We start from the raw sequence: 17,290 nt of genomic DNA on the forward strand, positions 1-17,290 counted from the left end.
GCCCAGTAGGGCTCGCTGTGCAGGACGCGGGCGCCGGATGGGGCGAGCAGGGACGCCAGCGCCTCGGGGCGCAGGGTGTGCATGCGCATGGGGGCCGGATAGCCGAGCAGGTAGCGCTGGCCGAGGCGGATCAGGAAGTTGGGCGCGAAGCGCGCGATGGTGCCGCGCACCGTCCAGCGCTCGCGGGCGGGCATGCCCACGACCAGCGCGCCGCCCGGACGGACCACGCGCAGGAACTCGCGCAGGTAGCCCCGGGCGAGCGCGGGCGGGAGGTGCTGGAGGACGAGGTCGCAGTAGACCAGGTCGACGTGGTCGTCCGGCAGCGCCGACAGGTCGGGCGCGTCGTTGAGCAGGAAGGTGATCCGGCCGCTGCTGCGGTCCAGGCGGCGGGCCTCGGCCAGCATCGGCGCCGAGATGTCGACGCCGACCACCTCGTCGAAGTGCCGGGCCAGCGCGTTGGAGAGCCGCCCGGCGCCGCAGCCGAAGTCCAGCGCGCGCTCCCGCCCCGGCCGCGTGCCGAGTTCGGCCAGCCGGGCCAGTGCCGCGTCGACCTCGCGCTCGCCGGTGGCCAGGAACTCGTCGTCGCCCCAGCCGCCGTCGCGCTTGGCGGGGTCGACCAGCACCGCCCACCTGGGCGCGCGGTCGCCCAGCAGCGTCCAGTCGCGCCGCACTTCGTCCAGGCTCATGGGACCGTCCGCAGCGCCGGGTGCCGCCGCACACGGACGGACGCCGCGCGGCCCGGGGCGGGAGCGCCGCGACGGACGCGGGTGCGGTCTGCGGGGTGCGGACGTACGGCGGTCCCGGCCACGCGCCCGACCGCCGGGGGGCACTCGGACCGTCCGCCGGCGGTCGGGCGCGTATCGGCGGTCCGGTACGTCGTCCGGACGCCGGGGCGCGGGCCGTCGGGCGGGGAACCCCCCGATTTCCATTCTTCCAGGTGGGGGCGGTGTGGACGAGATCCACGGTCGGGTCTGTGGATAACGCGATGGTCCGGCCGGGAGCCGTCCGCAGGGGGGCGGACCTCCGGGCGCCCTCGCGCCGCATGCGACCGGTCGGTGCACGCCGTCCACGGGTAGGGCCGCCGGGTGGTCGGTCGGGCGGTCCTGTCCGCACCGGCGCGTCGGCGTACGGCGAGCGTCGGGTCCGGGCAGGCCGCTCCCGGGTGCGGCCGCCCGGCATGCGGCGGTGCGCCTCGGTCCGCCCCCGCGCACGCCTGCCCGTGACGGCAACGTCGGCGCTGGTGGGAAGGCATGGGACCTGTTCTCGTCGGAGGGCAAGGACATGGTGCGGGCGCTCGCGGGACCTGGGAGTCGGTGCCCGGCGGGGCGGGTGGAACGCGTTGTATTCTGGCACCCCTTCACCGGTCGAGACCAGACCGCCGCCGTGCGTGGGAGGTGCTGGTGAGCGCTGGACCCGCCGCGCCGCCCGTGTCGGACGCGCCTGTGGCGGCGGACGCCCCGCGGCGGCGGTGGACGCATCCGGTGGTGCTGGTGGGCGCGCTGCTGGTGCTGGTGTCGGTCGCGGGCAAGGCGTGGGTGCTGCGGCAGGCCTACTTCGTGGAGGACGACTTCCTGTTCGCCTCGGAGGCGGCCGGCTCGGCCTTCCAGTGGGACCACCTGACCCGCGTGCACAAGGGCCACCTGATGCCGGGCGCCTTCGCGCTGGTGTGGGTGCAGACGCGGCTGGCGGCGCTGCACTGGGGGCTGGCCGCGGGCACCATGCTCGCCCTCCAGGCGGCCGCGTCGGGGCTGTTCCTGCGGCTGCTCACGGCGGCCTTCGGGCTGCGCTGGGGCGTGCTGGTGCCGCTGGCGGTCTACGTCGCCGCGCCGCTGACGGTGCCGGTGCTGAGCTGGTGGTCGGCGGCGCTGAACGCGGTCCCGCTCCAGCTGGCGCTGGTGCTGGCGCTGCTCGCGCTGCTGCGGTACCTGCGCACGGGGGTGTTCCGCTACGCCTGGCTGACGGCGGCCGCGGTCGCGCTCGGCATGGCCTTCTCGGTCAAGGGGATGTTCCTGCCGCCGCTGCTGTTCGTGCTGGCGGCCGCCTACGCGCAGCGCGGGCGCTGGTACCGGGCGATCGGCGCGGAGCTGCGCGCCCGCCCCCGGCTGTGGCTGCTGCTGTCCGGGCTGACGGCCGGGCACCTCGCCCTGTACCTGGCCCGCCAGCACACCGCCGAGGGGCAGGGCGCGGGCCTGCCGGAGCCGGGCGCCGTCGGCGAGATCACCTCCCTGCTGCTCGGCCGCACCTTCCCGACGGGCGTGCTCGGCGGCCCGCTGACCTGGGGGCCGGTCACCCCGTCCGGCGGGCTGGCGAACCCGCCCGAGCTCGCGGTGGCGGGCGCCTGGGCGGTGCTGGCCGTGCTCGTCGCGCTGAGCCTGTGGCACCGGCCCCGCGCCTGGCGGGCCTGGGGCATCCTGGCCGGGTACCTGATCGTCGCCGACCTGGTGCCGCTGCTGCTGGCCAGGGGGCGCTACTTCGGCCTGGTCGGCGCCGAGCCGCGCTACGTCGCCGATGCCGCGCTGGTCTTCGCGGTCTGCCTGGCCCTGGCCTACCTGCCGCTGCGCGGCGCCGGCGACCCGCCGCGCCGCCCGTGGCCGCACCGCGCGATCGCGGCCCCGGCCGCCGCGCTGTTCACCCTCGGCTACCTGGCCGCCGCCACCGTCTCGATCCACGGCTACGCCGCCACCCTCTCCGGCGACCGCGTCCGCGCCTACGTCGCCGAGGCGCGCGCCGCGCTGGCCGAGCTGCCCGACGACGCGGGCGTGTTCGCGCTGCCGGTGCCCGAGCACGTCGTGCTCTCCTGGAACGGCCCCCGCGCGCTCAGCTCCTACGTGCTGCCGCCGCTCGCCGACGACCCCGAGACGGCGGCGCGGCTGCGCCAACCCGCCCAGACCGGCCGCCCGCTGGTCTTCGACCCCGAGGGGCGGCTGGTCCCGGCCGAGCTGACCGGCGTCTCGGCGCGGCCCGAGGACGGCGAGCGCTGCCTGCGGCCGGTCGACGGGCTGATCAGCCTGGAGGCGCCCTCCTACGGCGGCCCGGCCGTGGCCGCCGCCATCCGCTACCGCGCGCCCGAGGACGCCTGGGTGAACCTCGGCTACGGCGACCAGTGGCAGGCCGTCGGCCTGGCCGCCGACGACGACGGCGAGTGGTTCGTCCCGGTGGCGCTGCCCGGCGGCCAGGTGGTGGTGGACGTCGGCGGACTCGGCACCGACGAGCTGTGCGTGCGCGAACTGGCCTTCGGCGGCTTCACCCCGGCGGAGTGACGCCCGCCCGCCCGGTCCGCTCCGGGGCCGGGCCGCGCCGCGCGCCCGGCCCGCGGTGGGCGTAGCGGCGCCGCAGCGGCTCTTCCACCCACCGGTAGGTGAGGTGGGCCAGCACGATGGTGCCCGCGGCCACCGGGACCAGGTCGAACAGCAGCGAGCCGGTGAACGGTTCGTCGCCGGTGAAGGCGCGCCAGCCGTAGAGCACCACGAACTGCCACAGGAAGACGCCGTAGGAGATCCGGCCGAGGTAGCGCATGACGGGGTGGGCCAGCAGCCGCCACGCCCAGCCGCGCCCGGGCGCGCCCAGCGCGAGCGGGGCGACGAAGAAGAAGGCGACCGCCGTGGAGGTGACGGTCTCGAACACCCCGGTCCAGAAGCTGTCGACCCCGACGAAGCGCGGGCCGGTGAGCGGGGTGGCGCCGATCAGGTAGGCGCCCAGCGCGATCAGCCAGCAGATCCCCGCCGTCGCGCCGATCGTGCGGCAGAACCGGCGCACCGGGCCGTCGGCCCCGTCCGCCGCCCCGCGCTCCAGCCACGCCCACTCCGACAGCACCGCCAGCAGCATGCCGACCGCGAAGAGCACGAGGGTCCTGGGCAGCCAGGCGTACATCTCGGTCAGCGGCTCGGCGAAGGCGAAGAACTGCACGGCGACGGCGGCCAGCGAGACGGCCGAGAGCACGCCCAGCCCGGTCAGCAGCCGCCGCCCGCGCGCCGCGACGGACGCGCCGCCGCGCGCCGCGTACCAGGTCAGCGCGGCCGCGATCAGCGGCAGCAGCAGGTAGTAGCTCGCCTCGACCGCCAGGCTCCACATCTGGCCGAGGCCCTGCGGGCCCAGGCCGTACCACCAGGGGTCGAGGTCGTAGGTGAAGGTGAGGGTGAGCAGGGTCAGCCAGGTGAGGGGGTCGTCCAGCCACTCGCGCGACCACAGCAGCATCGCGGCCGCGACCACCAGCCAGTACGCGGGCAGCACCCGCAGCGCCCGCCGCCACAGGTACCCGGCGGTGTGCGGGCCGGGGCCCGCGGCGAGCGCGGCGCGCGCCCACGGCCGGTACAGCAGCAGCCCCGACAGCGCGAAGAACAGCGGCACCCCGATCTCGCCGCGCGCCAGCACCCCGCCCCAGAAGCCCGGCGCGAGCGCGGCGCCCGTCTCGACGGCGACGTGGAAGACCAGCACCAGCAGCGCCGCCACGGCGCGCACCCCGTCGAGCGCCGGATGATGGCCGCGGATCTGCGGCAGGCCGGCGTCCGCGGGGCCACCGGACGCGACCGCCGGGGACGGCTCCGTAGGCGTGGAATCCGGGGAGTCGGGGGAGCCCAAGGGGCCGGGGGGAACTGCCATGCGCGGTCGCTTACCCACCAGTAGCTTCCGAATCTAGAACCTGTTATAACCATTACAGCACGCTGTAGTGACGTAGCACACGGCGAGAACTAGCATGCCTCAGGCTGAACTCGGTTCCAGTCTGCAATCGGCCGGGAGGAACGCGCCAGCTATGCGTCGGACCACAGGAACTGTACTGATCGGGCTGGGCGCCTTCCTGCTCGTCACCGCGCCGGCCCTGCACTTCATCGTCGCTCCGTCCCTGATGCGGGCCCCGGCCGACTACTACACCCACTCGGTGCTGCGCGCCGAGAACGTCACGTACTTCAACATCGAGGACATGGAGCAGTACGAGGGCGTCACGGTGGAGGCCAACGCCACCGCCCGCGGGGACGTCGAGGCCAGCACCGACGCCGCCGCCCAGGAGGGCGGCTACGTCGTCTGGGACCAGTTCACCTGGGTCACCGACATCGAGCGCGAGTTCGCGATCAGCTCCAACAGCCGCCGCACCGCCCACGACGCCGTCACCGCCGAGGCCGTCGACTGCTGCGACGCCGCCATCGACGAGGACACCTCGGTGGTGCAGACCGGGCTCGCCTTCAAGTTCCCGTTCTTCGCCGAGCAGCGCGACTACGAGTTCTACGACACCCGCATCCAGGAGGCGCGGCCGATCGAGTTCGTGGGCGTCGAGGAGATCGACGGCATCGAGGTGTACCGCTACGAGCAGCGGATCGAGCCCACCGAGATCGAGGAGCGGGTGCTCCCGGCCGAACTGCTCGGCGTGGAGCCCGACGAGGAGGGCGGCACCGACGTCACCGCCGACATGATGTACTCCATCGTCCGCACCTACTGGATCGACCCCGTCACCGGCACCCCGCTGGACCAGAGCGAGGACCAGTACCAGGCGCTGGCCGTCGACGGCGAGGAGCGGATGACCGTCTTCGACGGCAACCTCCGCTTCACCGAGGACACCATCCAGGACCGCATCGCCGCCTCCGAGCGCGGCCGCACCATGCTGCCGCTGCTGCGCACCACCCTGCCGGTCGCCTTCCTGGTCGCCGGGCCGGTGCTGATCGCGATCGGCCTGGTCCTGTCCTTCGGCCGCCGCCCGGCGCACCGGGGCTGAGCGGCCGGCCGTGGACGGCGCCTCGCCGCCCGCCGCCCCCGCCGGCACCGCCGCCGGGGCGCCGGCGGCGAAGGGCGGCGCGCCGGCCGCCGCGCTCGGCCTGCTGCGGGCCTGCCGCCCCCGGCAGTGGCTGAAGAACCTGCTGGTCCTGGCCGCCCCGGCGGCGGCCGGAGTGCTCACCGACGGCGCCGCGCTGGCCGCCGCCCTGTTCGCCGCGGCCCTCTTCTGCGTGGCGGCGAGCGGCACCTACCTGCTCAACGACGCCGCCGACGTGCGGGCCGACCGCGCGCACGAGCGCAAGCGGCACCGCCCGGTCGCCTCGGGCGCGGTCCCGGTGCGGCTGGCCGTGGCCGCGGGCGGCGTGCTGGTGGCCGCCGCCCTGGCGGCGGCGCTGGCCGCCGGACCGCTGGGCGGCGACGGCGCGCTCGCCCTGGCGCTGGGCGGCTACCTGCTGCTGACCGGCCTGTACACCCTCTGGCTCAAGCACGTCGCGGTCTGCGACCTCGTCGCGGTGGCCGGCTGCCACGTCGTGCGCGCGGTGGCGGGCGCCGCCGTGGTGGGTGTGCCGGTGACGAACTGGTTCCTGCTGGTCGTCTCGCTGGCGGCGCTGCTGTTCGTGCTCGGCAAGCGCGAGGCCGAGCTGCGCAACCCCGGCAGCGGCGGCCTGCGCGCCGTGCTGCGGCAGTACACCCGCGACTACCTGGCCCGGATGCGTGCGGTGGCCACCGGTGCGATGATCGTCACCTACTGCCTGTGGGCGCTGGACGCCTACTCCGGTCCGGCCCGGGCCCTGTTCGCCGCCAGCATCGTCCCGTTCATCATGGTGGTGCTCCGCTACAACCTGGTCGTCGACCAGGGCGGCGGCGAGGAACCCGAGGAGATCCTGCTGCGTGACCGCCCCATCCAGATCTTCCTGCTGCTGCTGGCCGGCCTGCTGGCCGCCGGGGTCTACGCGGTCTGAGGCGGCGGCGGATGCGTGAGGACGCCGGTGCCGGACGCCGGGTGCTGCTGAGCGGCTGGGGGCGCACCGCCCCCACCGCCGCCCGGCTGGCGCGCCCCCGCGACCTGGCGGAGCTGGCCGAGCTGGTGGCGCGGGCGCCCGAACGCGGCGTGATCGCCCGCGGGCTGGGCCGCTCCTACGGCGACGCCGCGCAGTGCGCGGGCGGGCTGGTGCTCGACTGCGCCGACCTCGACCCCGGCTTCCGGGTCGACGCCGCGGCCGGAACGGTCACCGCGTCCGCCGGGACCAGCCTGGACACGCTGCTGCGCGAGCTGGTGCCGCGCGGCTGGTTCCCGCCGGTGGTGCCCGGCACCCGGCACGTCACCGTCGGCGGCGCCATCGCCGCCGACATCCACGGCAAGAACCACCACGCCGACTCCTCCTTCGGCGCGCACCTGCGCTCCTACACCGTCGTCACCGGCACCGGCGAGGTGCGCACCCTGCGCCCCGGCGACGGCGCGCCCTTCTGGGCCGGCGTGGGCGGCATGGGCCTGACCGGGGTGATCACCGAGGCCGTCGTCGCGCTGCGGCCGGTGGAGACCGCGTGGATGCGGGTGGACACCGACCGCACGCCCGACCTGGACGCCACCCTGGACCTGATGGCCCGCACCGACGGCGACTACCACCACACCGTCGCCTGGGTCGACCTGCTGGCCGCGGGCGCCCGCACCGGCCGCTCCGTGGTCACCCGCGGCCACCACGCCGTCCGCGACGACCTGCCGGTACGGGCGCGCCGCGACCCGCTGCGCTTCGCGCCGCGCGTCCTGGGCGCCGCGCCGGGGTGGGCGCCGCCCGGGCTGCTGAACCGCTGGACGGTCCGCGCCTTCAACACCGCCTGGTACGCCAGGGCGCCGCAGCGGCGGCGGGACGAGATAACCCCCGCGTCCGGCTTCTTCCACCCGCTGGACGCCGTGCGCGGCTGGAACAGGCTGTACGGGCCGCGCGGCCTGGTGCAGTACCAGTTCGCGGTGCCCTTCGGCGCCGAACCCGTGCTGCGGCGGGTGGTCGAGCGGCTCAGCGCGGCGCGCGCCGCCTCCTTCCTGGCCGTGCTGAAGCGCTTCGGCCCCGGCACCCCGGGCCCGCTGTCCTTCCCGCAGCCCGGCTGGACGCTCGCCCTCGACCTCCCGGCCGAGCTGTCCGGCCTGCCGGTGCTGCTGGACACCTTCGACCGCTGGGTCGCCGACGCGGGCGGCCGCGTCTACCTGGCCAAGGACTCCCGGATGCACCCCGAGCTGCCGGCCCGGATGTACCCGCGGCTGGACGAGTGGCGCGCGGTCCGTGCCGAGGTCGACCCGGCCGGGGTGTTCCGGTCCGACCTGGCCCGGCGCCTGGACCTGGTCGGCGGAGGTGGGAGCCGGTGAGGAACGCGGCCGGAGCGCTCCGCCCGGGGCTGGTGCGGCGTCCGGAACCGCTCGACGGAGGGGAGAGCCGATGAGGAACGCCCTCGGGGCGGTGCGCTCGGTGCTGGTGCTCGGCGGGCGCAGCGAGATCGGGCTGGCCATCGCCGAGCGGCTGGTCCGCGACGGCGCCCGCGCCGTCGCGCTGGCGGTGCGCGGCGGCCGCGCGCCCGAGGCCGCCGCGCGGCTGCGCGAGGCCGGGGCGGCCGAGGTGCACGAGCTGGAGTTCGACGCCGACGCGCCCGCCTCGCACGCCGCCGTCCTGGCCCGCGCCGCCGGACTTCTCGGCGACCTCGACGTGGTCGTCGCCGCCTTCGGCCACCTCGGCGACCAGGCGGCGCTGGAGGCCGACCCGGTCGCGGCGGCCGCCTCCGCGCACACCAACCTGACCGGCCACGTGTCGGCGGGCCTGGCCGCCGCCGCCCGGCTGCGCGAGCAGGGCCACGGCGTCCTGGTGGTGCTGTCGTCCATGGCCGGGGTGCGGGTGCGGCGGGCCAACTTCGTCTACGGCGCCGCGAAGGCCGGCCTCGACGGCTTCGCGCAGGGCCTCGACGACGCCCTGTACGGCAGCGGCGCACGCGTGATGATCGTGCGCCCCGGCTACGTGCGCACCAAGATGTCCGCGCACGTCCCCGCCGCCCCCTTCGCCGCCACCCCGCGCCAGGTGGCCGACGCCGTCGCCGACGGCCTGCGGCTGGGCTGGCGCTACGTGTGGGTGCCGAGCGTGCTGCGGTCGGTGGCGGCGGTGTTCCGGGTGCTGCCGCGTTCGGTGTGGCGGCGGCTGCGGCGCTGACGGGGCGGGTGGCGGCGGGCCGCCGCCGTGCGGTGGGGACGGGCGGACCCGTCCCTGTTCGCCGATTGGGGTGATTACCGAGAGATGCCGTCTGAGTACGTTCCGTACTGATAACGTCCCGGGCATGGGAGTCGTGACCGCGGGGTGGGTGGACGCGGAGTCGGCGCGGGCCGCGCTGGTGCTGCTCGGCGGCGCGTTCGCGCTCGTGCTCGGCGCGCTCGCCCACCTGGCGAACGAGTACCGCAGGTACGGCCGGATGACCGCCTGGGCGGCGGTGGTGAACACGCTGATGATCGGCTACGCGGCCGGGCTCGGCGCCTTCGCGGTGCTGGGCGCCCCGGTGCCGGCCGGCTGCGCGGCCGCCCCCGTGCCGCCGCTGGTGCTGCTGAGCGGGGATGCCGCGCAGCTGGGGATCGCGGCGACCGCCTTCGCGCCCCTGGGCTTCTTCGCCCGCTACCGCTTCCGGCGCGGCATCGCGCTGAGCGCGCTGCTGGCGGCGGCGGCCGCGCTCGCCGTCGAAGGGCTGCGTCTCGCCGCCGCCTTCGGGGCGCTGCCCTGCCCGGTCCCGGCTGCCGCCGACCGGCCGCTCGCCGCGGCGCTGGGCGCGGCCGCGGGCTGGCTGCTGGCGCGGTTGCTCACCCGGGTGCTGCCGCGCGGCTGGCCGTCGGCGATCGTGGACGTCCGCCCGCCCGGGCTGTGGCGGCGGGCCGCCGGGCACCTGCTCGACGCGGCGCTGTGCTGGCTGGGCGCGCAGCTGGTGGCGGTGGCGCTGCTGGCGGCGCGGCCGAGTGCGGGGGCCGACGGCGAGGTGGCGGGGCTGGCGCTGACCGTCGCCGTGGCGCTGGTGCTGGTGCCGCTGGTGCGCCGCGACCGCTGCTCGCCCGGCCGCGCCGCCCTGCACCTGGCCGTGGTGCGCACCGCTACCTGGCGGCCGTGCGGCTCCGTCGCGGTCCTGGTCCGGCTGCTGGTCTTCCAGCTCCCGCTGCTGCTGGCCGCCACGGCCTCCTCCGGCTGGGCGCTGCCGCTGCCGGCCGGCTACGCCCTGGTGGCGCAGCTGCACCCGGGCGGGCGCGGCCTCGCCGGACTGCTGTCGGGCACCCGCACCCAGACGCGCGCCGCCGTGCTCGGTGGGCTGCCGACCCGGCTGCGGATGGCGGCGCGCGCACCCGTCGGCGCCACCCGGACCGAGGTGGCGGAGGCGCCGGGCCAGGGCGCGCGGCCGCCCTCGGCGGCCTGAGGGCCTTCCCGGCTAGCGGCGGCGTGCCGCGACAAGGGCTGAGCTGACCGGCGTCGTGAGGACTTCGGTGGCCTCCAGGGCCGGATGAGTGAGGTAGAACAGGCGGAGCCCGTCCACTTCGCCGCCGAAACGGGGCGGCCAGTGCGGCGAGGGGGTGAAGTCGTCCAGGATGAGAAGGCCGCCGGGAGCGAGCAGCCCGACGACCCCCTCGGGATCGTCACGCTTGCCTCCGCCGTCGCAGAAGAAGACGTCGAAGGGTGCGTGCCGCTCGAGCAGCCGCCAGTCCCCGGTGAGAACGCTGACACGGTCGTCGTCCGCGAAGACGCCGGCCGCTCGACGGGCCAAGTCCGCGTCGCGCTCCACGGTGACCAGGCGGGCGCCGGCGCCGAGGCCGCTGTGCAGCCAGGCGGTGCCCACCCCCGAGCCGGTGCCGCTCTCCGCGACGACTCCGTGCGGCTTCGCGGCGGCGGCCAGGCCGAGCAGCCTGCCGACCTCCGGGATGCAGCTGTGCTCGAATCCCGCCTCGGCGGCGGCACGCTCCGCGGCCGCCACGCGGGGCGGAACCGGACGTGCCGCCATGATCACGAACCTCCTTCACCGTGAGGATGACGCCGGGCGGCGGCGTCCGCGCGGAGTCCGCCCCGTCCGGCCCGGCCTTCCCGGTCGACGCACTAGGCCCCCTCCGCCGCCGGGCCCCCCGGCCCCGGCGGTGCCTCCTCGCGCTCGCCCGGCCCGAAGGTGCCGAGCCCGGCCACCCGGTAGCCGTCGGGATAGCTGGTGATCATGGGGGAGTCGGAGACCAGGCGCGGCTCGCGGCGGGGCGGGAGCAGGCGGACCACCCGGCCGCGCAGCCGCAGCGCCGCCCGGCTCAGTGCGCGGGCGGCGCGGGGCGGCCGCCGGTAGCCGAAGGCGTCGGTCAGCGGCTCGTCGAGCAGGGACAGGAAGAAGGTCCGCACCAGCGGGGCGAGCGGGCGCGGGTAGTGCGCGACCATGTGCGCGAGGGTGGCGTCGGAGACGGCGCGGCCGCCCTCGGAGAAGCCGAAGTTCGCGCGCTCGTAGCCGTCCATGAAGTCGGCGAACTCCGCGTAGTCGCCCGGGATGCGCCGGACGCCGAGCAGCGCGCCCAGCCGCCGGTAGTAGGCGGTCGTGGCCCGCCGCTCGTGGTCGGTGAAGCGGCGCCAGCCGTAGGCGTCCATCCAGCGGTCCGGCACCACCACGAAGGTGGACAGGACGTAGCGCATGTCGTCGTCGGCGATCGGGAAGCGGCGGTGCATCCGGTTGACGCGCCGGACGGCCGTACGGGCCTCCTCGTGCTCGAAGCCGCGCTCCAGCACCGCGCCGAGCAGCAGCGCGGTGTCGTCGTAGCGCTTGGCGGTACGCGCGGTGAACTCGCCGGTCTCGCCGAGCAGCCGCCCGATGGCGGGCACGGCGTAGGTGCGGTACAGCGCCAGGCCGAGGGCCTGGGTCATGTCCCACGGGCACTCGTACTGGGCGATGATCCGCACGATGCGCACGCAGTCGCGCTCGGCGTCGAGCCGGTGGATCTCGTCGTACCGGTCGTAGCGTCCCATCGGCGCAGAGCCTCCCCGCGGACGGAGATCGGTAATCCCCGCGCGGTCCGGGCCGGTGCGGCCGGTGGGCGGCGCCGGGCGCCGCCCACCGCGTCCGTCACTCCAGTACGCAGCCGGGTGTGAGCAGCTCGGGCGGTGGCTCGGACGGGCCCGTCGCCTGGAAGCCGAAGCTGTGCGAGCTCCCCGGCGCCAGGGTGCTCGCCCACGAGGGCGCGGAGGTGGTCAGCGAGCCGCCGCCGCCGCTGAACTGGGCGCTCCAGCCGCCGGTGACCTGGGTCCCGGCGGGCAGCCGCCACGACAGGCTCCACCCGGACAGCGGCGTCGAGCCCCGGTTGCTGACGGTGACCCGGGCGGTGAAGCCCGAGCCCCACGCGTTGTCGACCTGGTAGTCGACCACGCAGGCGGCGCCGGGAGGCGTGGGCTCCTCCGAGGGCTCCCCGCTCGGGTCCGGCGAGGGGTCCGGTGTGGGCGAGGGGTCCGGCTGCCCGCTGGGGGTCTCGCCCCAGATCAGCTCGGCGCCGTCGTACAGCGCGATCCGGTCCACCGTGACGGGGGTGCCGCCCGGCCGCGGCTCCACGCCCGCGTAGGACCAGTCGTTGGACGGGTCCCAGGCGCCGGAGCTGGCGATCCGGAACTGCACCTCGGCGCGGTGCTCGCTCTGCCCGATCGGGGTGATGGCCCGGTTGGAGCAGTCCACGGTCACGTAGTAGACGTCACCGGCGTGCCGGGTGGGCCCGGTCACCGCGCCGCACTCGTTGTGCGCGGTGCTCAGCGTGATCTGGCTCGGCGTGGTGCCGCCGTCCAGGGTGAAGTAGTAGCGCAGCGAGCCCTCGTCCAGGCCGCGGGCGGGCCAGGCCGAGCGGTTGACCACGTAGGTCCTGATCTCGGTGAAGTTCGGGCCGGTGGCGTTCACCGCCGCCTGGGTGTAGATCTCCGGCCCGTCGGGCGTCTCGGCGACCGGGAAGTCCGGGTCGGGGCTGCCGCCGTGCTCCAGGTAGAGCGCGGCGAGGGCGCCGGTGAAGCCCGCGTTGTAGTCGGTGGCGACCTCGTTCATCACATAGTCGCCGCGGTCGTCGGTGTAGGCGTCGTCGGGCTGCGGCGGTCCGCCGACCAGCGCGCCGTAGAGGATGTGCCGGTTGTCCTCGGGCGGGCCGAGCAGGTTGTTGGCCCAGCCGCCGTGCGCGGTGCGGTGGTGCGGGTTGATCGGCGGGTTCTCGCCGAAGCCGACGACGTAGCTGGAGTTGCGCGGGTTGTCTCCCAGCATGTAGTCGATCTGGCCGCGGGCGAAGTCGCGGTAGCGGGCCTGGCGCTGCGGGTCGGCGTCCAGCGAGCGGCTGTGCACGAGTGCGGCGAAGGAGGTGTTGGCCGCGTAGCGCAGCGAGCCCCAGCGGTCGAGCACGGCGAGGCCGCCGGGCGAGTACGGCACCCGCCGCCCGTCGTAGCCGACGGTCCAGTAGTCCAGCCAGCGGTTGGCGTCGTCGGTGTAGCGCTGCTCGCCGGTGAGCTGCGCCATCAGCACGTAGGCGCCGTAGGCCTTGTCGTCCCAGGCGAGCGTCCAGGCGTAGCTCTTCACGCCTGGCTGCCCCTGCACCTCCGACAGGCCCTCGTAGTGCTCGGCGGCGCGGTCCAGGTACTCCTGCTCGCCGGTCGCCCGGTGCAGCCAGATGGCGCCCCAGACCAGTTCGTCCTGGTAGCCGCTCCACGAGCGGTAGAAGTTGGCCGCGTCGGTGATGCAGTCGCTGTAGACGCCGCGGTGCTCGTCGGCGAAGGCGTACAGCTGCTCGGCGTGCGTGACCAGCTCGGCGGCGTAGGCGGGGTCGGAGTCGGCGAAGACCATCGAGGACGCGGCCAGGGCGGCGGCCGTCTCCCCGGCCAGGTCGGACCCGGGGCAGTTCGCGTCGATCCGGTAGGCCGGGCGCTCCATCGGCATCACCTCGGCCGGGCCCCACCAGGCGTGGTCCGGGCCGCCGGAGCCGACCTGCCCGTAGAGCACCTCGGGCTCGGGGTGGGCCCGGATGAAGTAGTCGGTGGCCCAGCGCAGGTTCTCCCTGAGGTGTTCGAGCTGACCGGACCGCTCGTAGGCCGCGGGGTACTCCACCGCCCCCCAGGCCAGCATCGTGGTGGTGAAGGCCATCGGGAAGCCGAACTTGACGTGGTCTCCGGCGTCGTAGAAGCCGCCGGTGAGGTCGAGGCCGACGTCGGCGCCGTCGTCGAGGCCGGAATCGCCGCGCCAGTTCACCCGGTTGTCGTCGGGGAGCGCGCCGGAGCGCTGCGCGTCGTAGAACCAGATCGACTTCTGCAGGGCCTCACCGTAGTCGTAGGCGGGATCGGCCTGCGCGGCCGGGCTGCTCGCGACGAGCAGGCTCGCCGCGACGAGCGCACCGGCGGCCGCGCCGGTCGCGGCGCGGAGGGGGGAACGCATGCTGCCTCCGTGGGGGCGGGCGGGGGTCGCGGGCGGGCGGCTCCGGTTTGGGAGCGCTCCCACTCGCGGGACGGAACTGGGCGGGGGATCGGAAGTCGGGGACGTCGCGAAGCCGTGTGGCTCAGGTCACACGGTGCTGCAAGGACGATAAATTGCGGATCGCCGCCTGGCAAGGGGGGCCGACGCCGATGGCGGGGGCGTTGTGGGACCGGTTGCCGGCACGGTCGCCGCCGGGGAACGCGGCGACCGCGTGGGGCGGGGTGCGGTCGCCGGTAAGGCGCGGGCGGTCGGGCGGGGCGTGCGGAGCGGGTCAGACCGCCGTCACCTCGGCGATCTCGTCCGGGCGGGCGTTGGCGCCGGTGCAGACGATCGCGACGCGGGCGCCCTGGAACTCCGCGCGGCGCGCCCACAGCCCGGCCAGTGCCGCGGCGCCCGCGCCTTCGACCAGGATCCGGCCGGTCCGCCACAGCCGCCGCTGCGCCGCGCGCACGTCGGCGTCGGAGACGAGCGTGAAGTCGGCGAGGCCGTCGCGCATGATCCGCTGGGTGTAGGCGAAGCCGGAGCCGGTGGCCAGCCCCTCGACCGCGGTGCCGATCGGGCGGTCGACCAGCCGCCCGGCCCGCCAGGAGTCGTGCGCCGCCGGAGCCGCCGACGACTGCACCGCCACGATCCGGCACGACGGCGCCAGCGCCGCCGCCACCACGCACGCCGCGGCCGCGCCGCTGCCGCCGCCCACGGGGACGAACAGCGCGTCCAGGTCGGGCGCGCGCTCGAAGACCTCCAGGTAGAGGCTGCCGACCCCGGTGACCAGGTCGGGCTCGTCGGCCGCGCTGACCAGCCGGGCGCCGCGCCCTTCGGCCAGGGCGCGTGCGTGCTCGGCCGCCGTCACCATGCCGTCGCCCCGCTCCAGCACGGCGGCGCCGAGCGCGCGGACCGCGGCCGCCTTGACCGGGTTCGCGGGGGAGGGCATCACGATCGTGCAGTCCACGCCGTGGGCGCGGGCGGCGTAGGCCAGCGACTGGGCGTGGTTGCCGGTGGAGTAGCCGACGATGCCGCGCGCCCGCTCCTCGGCGGGCATCCGGTGCAGCAGCGTGAGCCCGCCGCGTACCTTGAAAGCGCCTGTGGGCTGCAAGGACTCCAGTTTGACGCCGACCTCCGCGCCGAGTTCGGCGTCCAGCGCGGGGAAGCGCCACAGCGGAGTCGGCCGCAGCAGGCCGTCGAGATCGGCGGCGGCCGCGCGCACGTCGTCGATGGTGGGGGCGGGCGGGGCGGCGGACGCGTGAGCAGGCATGGCGCCATGCTGCCGTGCCGACCGTCCGCGCGTCCAACGCCATCGCCCGCCGCGAGCGTCCCGCGACGCGCCGTGCGCGCACTATCCTCGGCCGGGTGGACGGCCAGGCGGGCGGAGGCGCGACGCTCCCGTACGTCCACCGGATCACCAAGTACGACCCCGCCGACCGCGACCAGCACGGCCACTACACCGGCCCGCAGGACACCGACTCCGACCGCGGCCCGGTCGAAGCCGCCTACCTGAGCGCCATCGCCGCCTTCGCCACCGACACGGGCGTGCACGAGCTTGCCATCCGCGAGCCGGAGTCGGTACCCGGGGCGGACGGGGATCTGCCGGCCGACGCGCCGCCCGGCGCCGAGGCGGGCGTCCGTGATGGGGAGTCGAGTGGGCCCGGCGCGGACAGTGCCGCTCCGGGCGGTCCGCTTCCCGGGGTCGACGCCTTTCACGACGGTGCGCGGGTGTCGCTCGGCGTCGCGCTGGAGCTGGTGCGGACCATGCTGCGGGGCGGTGGCGCGTGGTGCCGGCTGGAGGCTGAGGGCCTGTTCGCGGTGCACGTCGGGTGGGACCAGTACGTCTATGTCGGCAGCGCCGCCCCGTGTGAAGGGGCGGTGGCGCGCACCCGGGCGCTCGGCCTGTTCGCGGAGCGGCTGGACGCCTCCCCGTACGACGCCGCCTTCGACGAGGCCGGGCCGCAGCGGCCCGCCGACGACGTCTTCTGGCAGCGGCTGCGCTGGGAAGTGGGCGCGGGCCGGGCCGGGCTGCTGGAGGAGGCGCCGGTGCGCACGCTGTCGCGCTGGCACCGGCTCGACCGCGGCGGCGTCGACGCGGTGCGCGCCCGGCTCGCGCCCCGGGCCATGCTGACCGTCTGGCCCGGCCTGTCGGACGACGTACCCGCCGTGCTCGCCGGGCTGCCCGCGGAGGGGGTGGCCGAACTCGTCTGGGCGGACGCCGACGGGCGGATCACCAGCGCCGCCGGTGAGGTGGGCGAGCTGTCCGCACGTGCCGCCGGGGCGCGTGCCGCGGCCGTGCTGTCGGACGGCTCGGGTACTCGCGCCCTGTTCACCGCGGTCCGGCCCGACCCCGACGGCGTGCTGCGCGCCCGGTGGCGCACCGAACCGACGGAGAGCGACCGCGCGTGGGCCGTCCTCACGACCCTGCGGCGCGGGGAGATCCGCACCGGCAGAGTGGTCGAGATCGCGCCCTTCGGGGTCACCTTCGTGGACATCGGCGGCTGCACCGCGATGATCAACGTTCCCGAGCTGTCCTGGCGCCGTATCGACCGGCCGTCCGACGTCGTCGCGGTCGGCCAGGAGGTGACGGCCCTGGTCCTCGACGTGGATCTGGTCCGCGAACGCGTGCCGCTGTCGCTCAAGGCGCTCCAGCCCGACCCCATGGCGGCGCTCGCGGCGCGTGTCGGCGAGGTCGTCACGGGCGAGGTCACCCTCCTCGTCCCGATCGGCGCCTTCGTCCGCGTCGAGGACCGGCCCGACGGCCTGGAGGGGCTGGTGCCGGCCGGGGAGGGGCACGGCGGCCCGGAAGGCCCGCGCGACGGCCCTGACCTGCCGCCTGACCGGCTCGACGGCGGCCCGTACGTGCGGGCGCTCGCCGTGGGCGACTCCGTCGCGGTGCGGATCGCCGCCGTCGACCTGGAACGCCGTCGCATCGAGCTGGCCCTGCCCGGCGACACCCCGCCCGGCGCGCCGGCGGGCGATCGGCGCTGACCGATCGGGCGGGGGCCCGCCCGGATGCGGACCACCGGCCCGGCGAGGGCTCCGCGTCGTGGCGGTCCTGCCGGGCGATCCCGGTCCGGTGCCCGGGGGCCGGGCGGAGAAGGGGCGGACCGGCGGCGACCAGCCGGGGGTTGGATGGGTCGCC

General features: G+C 76.1%; 12 protein-coding genes and 1 pseudogene. 7 read left to right on the forward strand and 6 right to left on the reverse strand.

The features are described from left to right. Positions 1–29: 29 nt before the first annotated feature. Positions 30–1,478, reverse strand: a pseudogene (locus CLV72_RS33780) (class I SAM-dependent methyltransferase); the annotation flags it as partial. Here CLV72_RS33780 and CLV72_RS32570 point away from each other — a divergent pair. Beyond that, positions 1,401–3,260, forward strand: coding sequence for a hypothetical protein (locus CLV72_RS32570; protein WP_211302647.1), 1,860 nt, complete (start codon positions 1,401–1,403; stop codon positions 3,258–3,260). The pseudogene CLV72_RS33780 and the gene CLV72_RS32570 overlap by 78 nt on opposite strands. Here the strand turns inward: CLV72_RS32570 and CLV72_RS00875 are convergent. Further along, positions 3,244–4,599: an acyltransferase family protein gene (locus tag CLV72_RS00875; protein WP_106237553.1), complete on the reverse strand. Its 1,356-nt coding sequence runs from the start codon at positions 4,597–4,599 to the stop codon at positions 3,244–3,246. The genes CLV72_RS32570 and CLV72_RS00875 overlap by 17 nt on opposite strands. 151 nt (positions 4,600–4,750) lie before the next feature. Between CLV72_RS00875 and pgfA the strand changes: the two genes are divergently transcribed. The 5 genes from pgfA to CLV72_RS00900 all read left to right on the forward strand — a co-directional run bounded on the left by pgfA (position 4,751) and on the right by CLV72_RS00900 (position 10,131). After that, entirely contained in the window at positions 4,751–5,704 is a 954-nt protein-coding gene (gene pgfA, locus CLV72_RS00880; protein WP_106237557.1) for a cell envelope lipid trafficking protein PgfA, read from the forward strand. A 10-nt stretch (positions 5,705–5,714) separates the two neighbouring features. Then, positions 5,715–6,665, forward strand: a complete 951-nt coding sequence (locus CLV72_RS00885) for a decaprenyl-phosphate phosphoribosyltransferase (RefSeq protein ID WP_106237560.1) — start codon at positions 5,715–5,717, stop codon at positions 6,663–6,665. Positions 6,666–6,676: 11 nt separating this feature from the next. Then, positions 6,677–8,065: an FAD-binding oxidoreductase gene (gene dprE1, locus CLV72_RS00890; protein WP_106237564.1), complete on the forward strand. Its 1,389-nt coding sequence runs from the start codon at positions 6,677–6,679 to the stop codon at positions 8,063–8,065. Positions 8,066–8,135: 70 nt separating this feature from the next. Next, a complete protein-coding gene (gene dprE2, locus CLV72_RS00895; protein ID WP_106237567.1) occupies positions 8,136–8,894 on the forward strand; it encodes a decaprenylphospho-beta-D-erythro-pentofuranosid-2-ulose 2-reductase in 759 nt (252 codons plus the stop codon). Between the two features lie 124 nt (positions 8,895–9,018). Then, positions 9,019–10,131, forward strand: a complete 1,113-nt coding sequence (locus tag CLV72_RS00900; RefSeq protein WP_106237570.1) for an RDD family protein — start codon at positions 9,019–9,021, stop codon at positions 10,129–10,131. A 12-nt stretch (positions 10,132–10,143) separates the two neighbouring features. Here CLV72_RS00900 and CLV72_RS00905 read toward each other — a convergent pair whose 3' ends face one another. The 4 genes from CLV72_RS00905 to CLV72_RS00920 form a co-directional block, all read right to left on the reverse strand. Continuing rightward, entirely contained in the window at positions 10,144–10,710 is a 567-nt protein-coding gene (locus tag CLV72_RS00905) for an O-methyltransferase (protein WP_106240973.1), read from the reverse strand. A gap of 92 nt (positions 10,711–10,802) precedes the next feature. Beyond that, positions 10,803–11,702 (reverse strand): oxygenase MpaB family protein, encoded by a 900-nt coding sequence (locus CLV72_RS00910; protein WP_106237573.1) that lies wholly within the window; start codon positions 11,700–11,702, stop codon positions 10,803–10,805. 97 nt (positions 11,703–11,799) lie between these two features. Further along, complete coding sequence (locus tag CLV72_RS00915; RefSeq protein WP_106237576.1) at positions 11,800–14,124, reverse strand: glycoside hydrolase family 9 protein; 2,325 nt, start codon at positions 14,122–14,124, stop codon at positions 11,800–11,802. Between the two features lie 310 nt (positions 14,125–14,434). After that, positions 14,435–15,415 (reverse strand): threonine ammonia-lyase, encoded by a 981-nt coding sequence (locus tag CLV72_RS00920; protein WP_106237578.1) that lies wholly within the window; start codon positions 15,413–15,415, stop codon positions 14,435–14,437. A gap of 95 nt (positions 15,416–15,510) precedes the next feature. On the opposite strand from CLV72_RS00920, the gene CLV72_RS00925 reads away from it, so the two are divergent. After that, entirely contained in the window at positions 15,511–17,136 is a 1,626-nt protein-coding gene (locus CLV72_RS00925; RefSeq protein WP_106240977.1) for a S1 RNA-binding domain-containing protein, read from the forward strand. Positions 17,137–17,290: the final 154 nt, after the last annotated feature.

Source organism: Allonocardiopsis opalescens (assembly GCF_003002095.1).
Classification (GTDB): domain Bacteria; phylum Actinomycetota; class Actinomycetes; order Streptosporangiales; family Streptosporangiaceae; genus Allonocardiopsis; species Allonocardiopsis opalescens.

Bases quoted from the DNA above. Each gene is read 5' to 3' on its own strand.
- CLV72_RS00875 (WP_106237553.1), bottom strand. From the start codon at position 4,599: ATGGCAGTTCCCCCCGGCCCCTTGGGCTCCCCCGACTCCCCGGATTCC.
- pgfA (WP_106237557.1), top strand. From the start codon at position 4,751: ATGCGTCGGACCACAGGAACTGTACTGATCGGGCTGGGCGCCTTCCTG.
- dprE1 (WP_106237564.1), top strand. From the start codon at position 6,677: ATGCGTGAGGACGCCGGTGCCGGACGCCGGGTGCTGCTGAGCGGCTGG.
- dprE2 (WP_106237567.1), top strand. From the start codon at position 8,136: ATGAGGAACGCCCTCGGGGCGGTGCGCTCGGTGCTGGTGCTCGGCGGG.
- CLV72_RS00900 (WP_106237570.1), top strand. From the start codon at position 9,019: ATGGGAGTCGTGACCGCGGGGTGGGTGGACGCGGAGTCGGCGCGGGCC.
- CLV72_RS00905 (WP_106240973.1), bottom strand. From the start codon at position 10,710: ATGGCGGCACGTCCGGTTCCGCCCCGCGTGGCGGCCGCGGAGCGTGCC.
- CLV72_RS00910 (WP_106237573.1), bottom strand. From the start codon at position 11,702: ATGGGACGCTACGACCGGTACGACGAGATCCACCGGCTCGACGCCGAG.
- CLV72_RS00915 (WP_106237576.1), bottom strand. From the start codon at position 14,124: ATGCGTTCCCCCCTCCGCGCCGCGACCGGCGCGGCCGCCGGTGCGCTC.
- CLV72_RS00920 (WP_106237578.1), bottom strand. From the start codon at position 15,415: ATGCCTGCTCACGCGTCCGCCGCCCCGCCCGCCCCCACCATCGACGAC.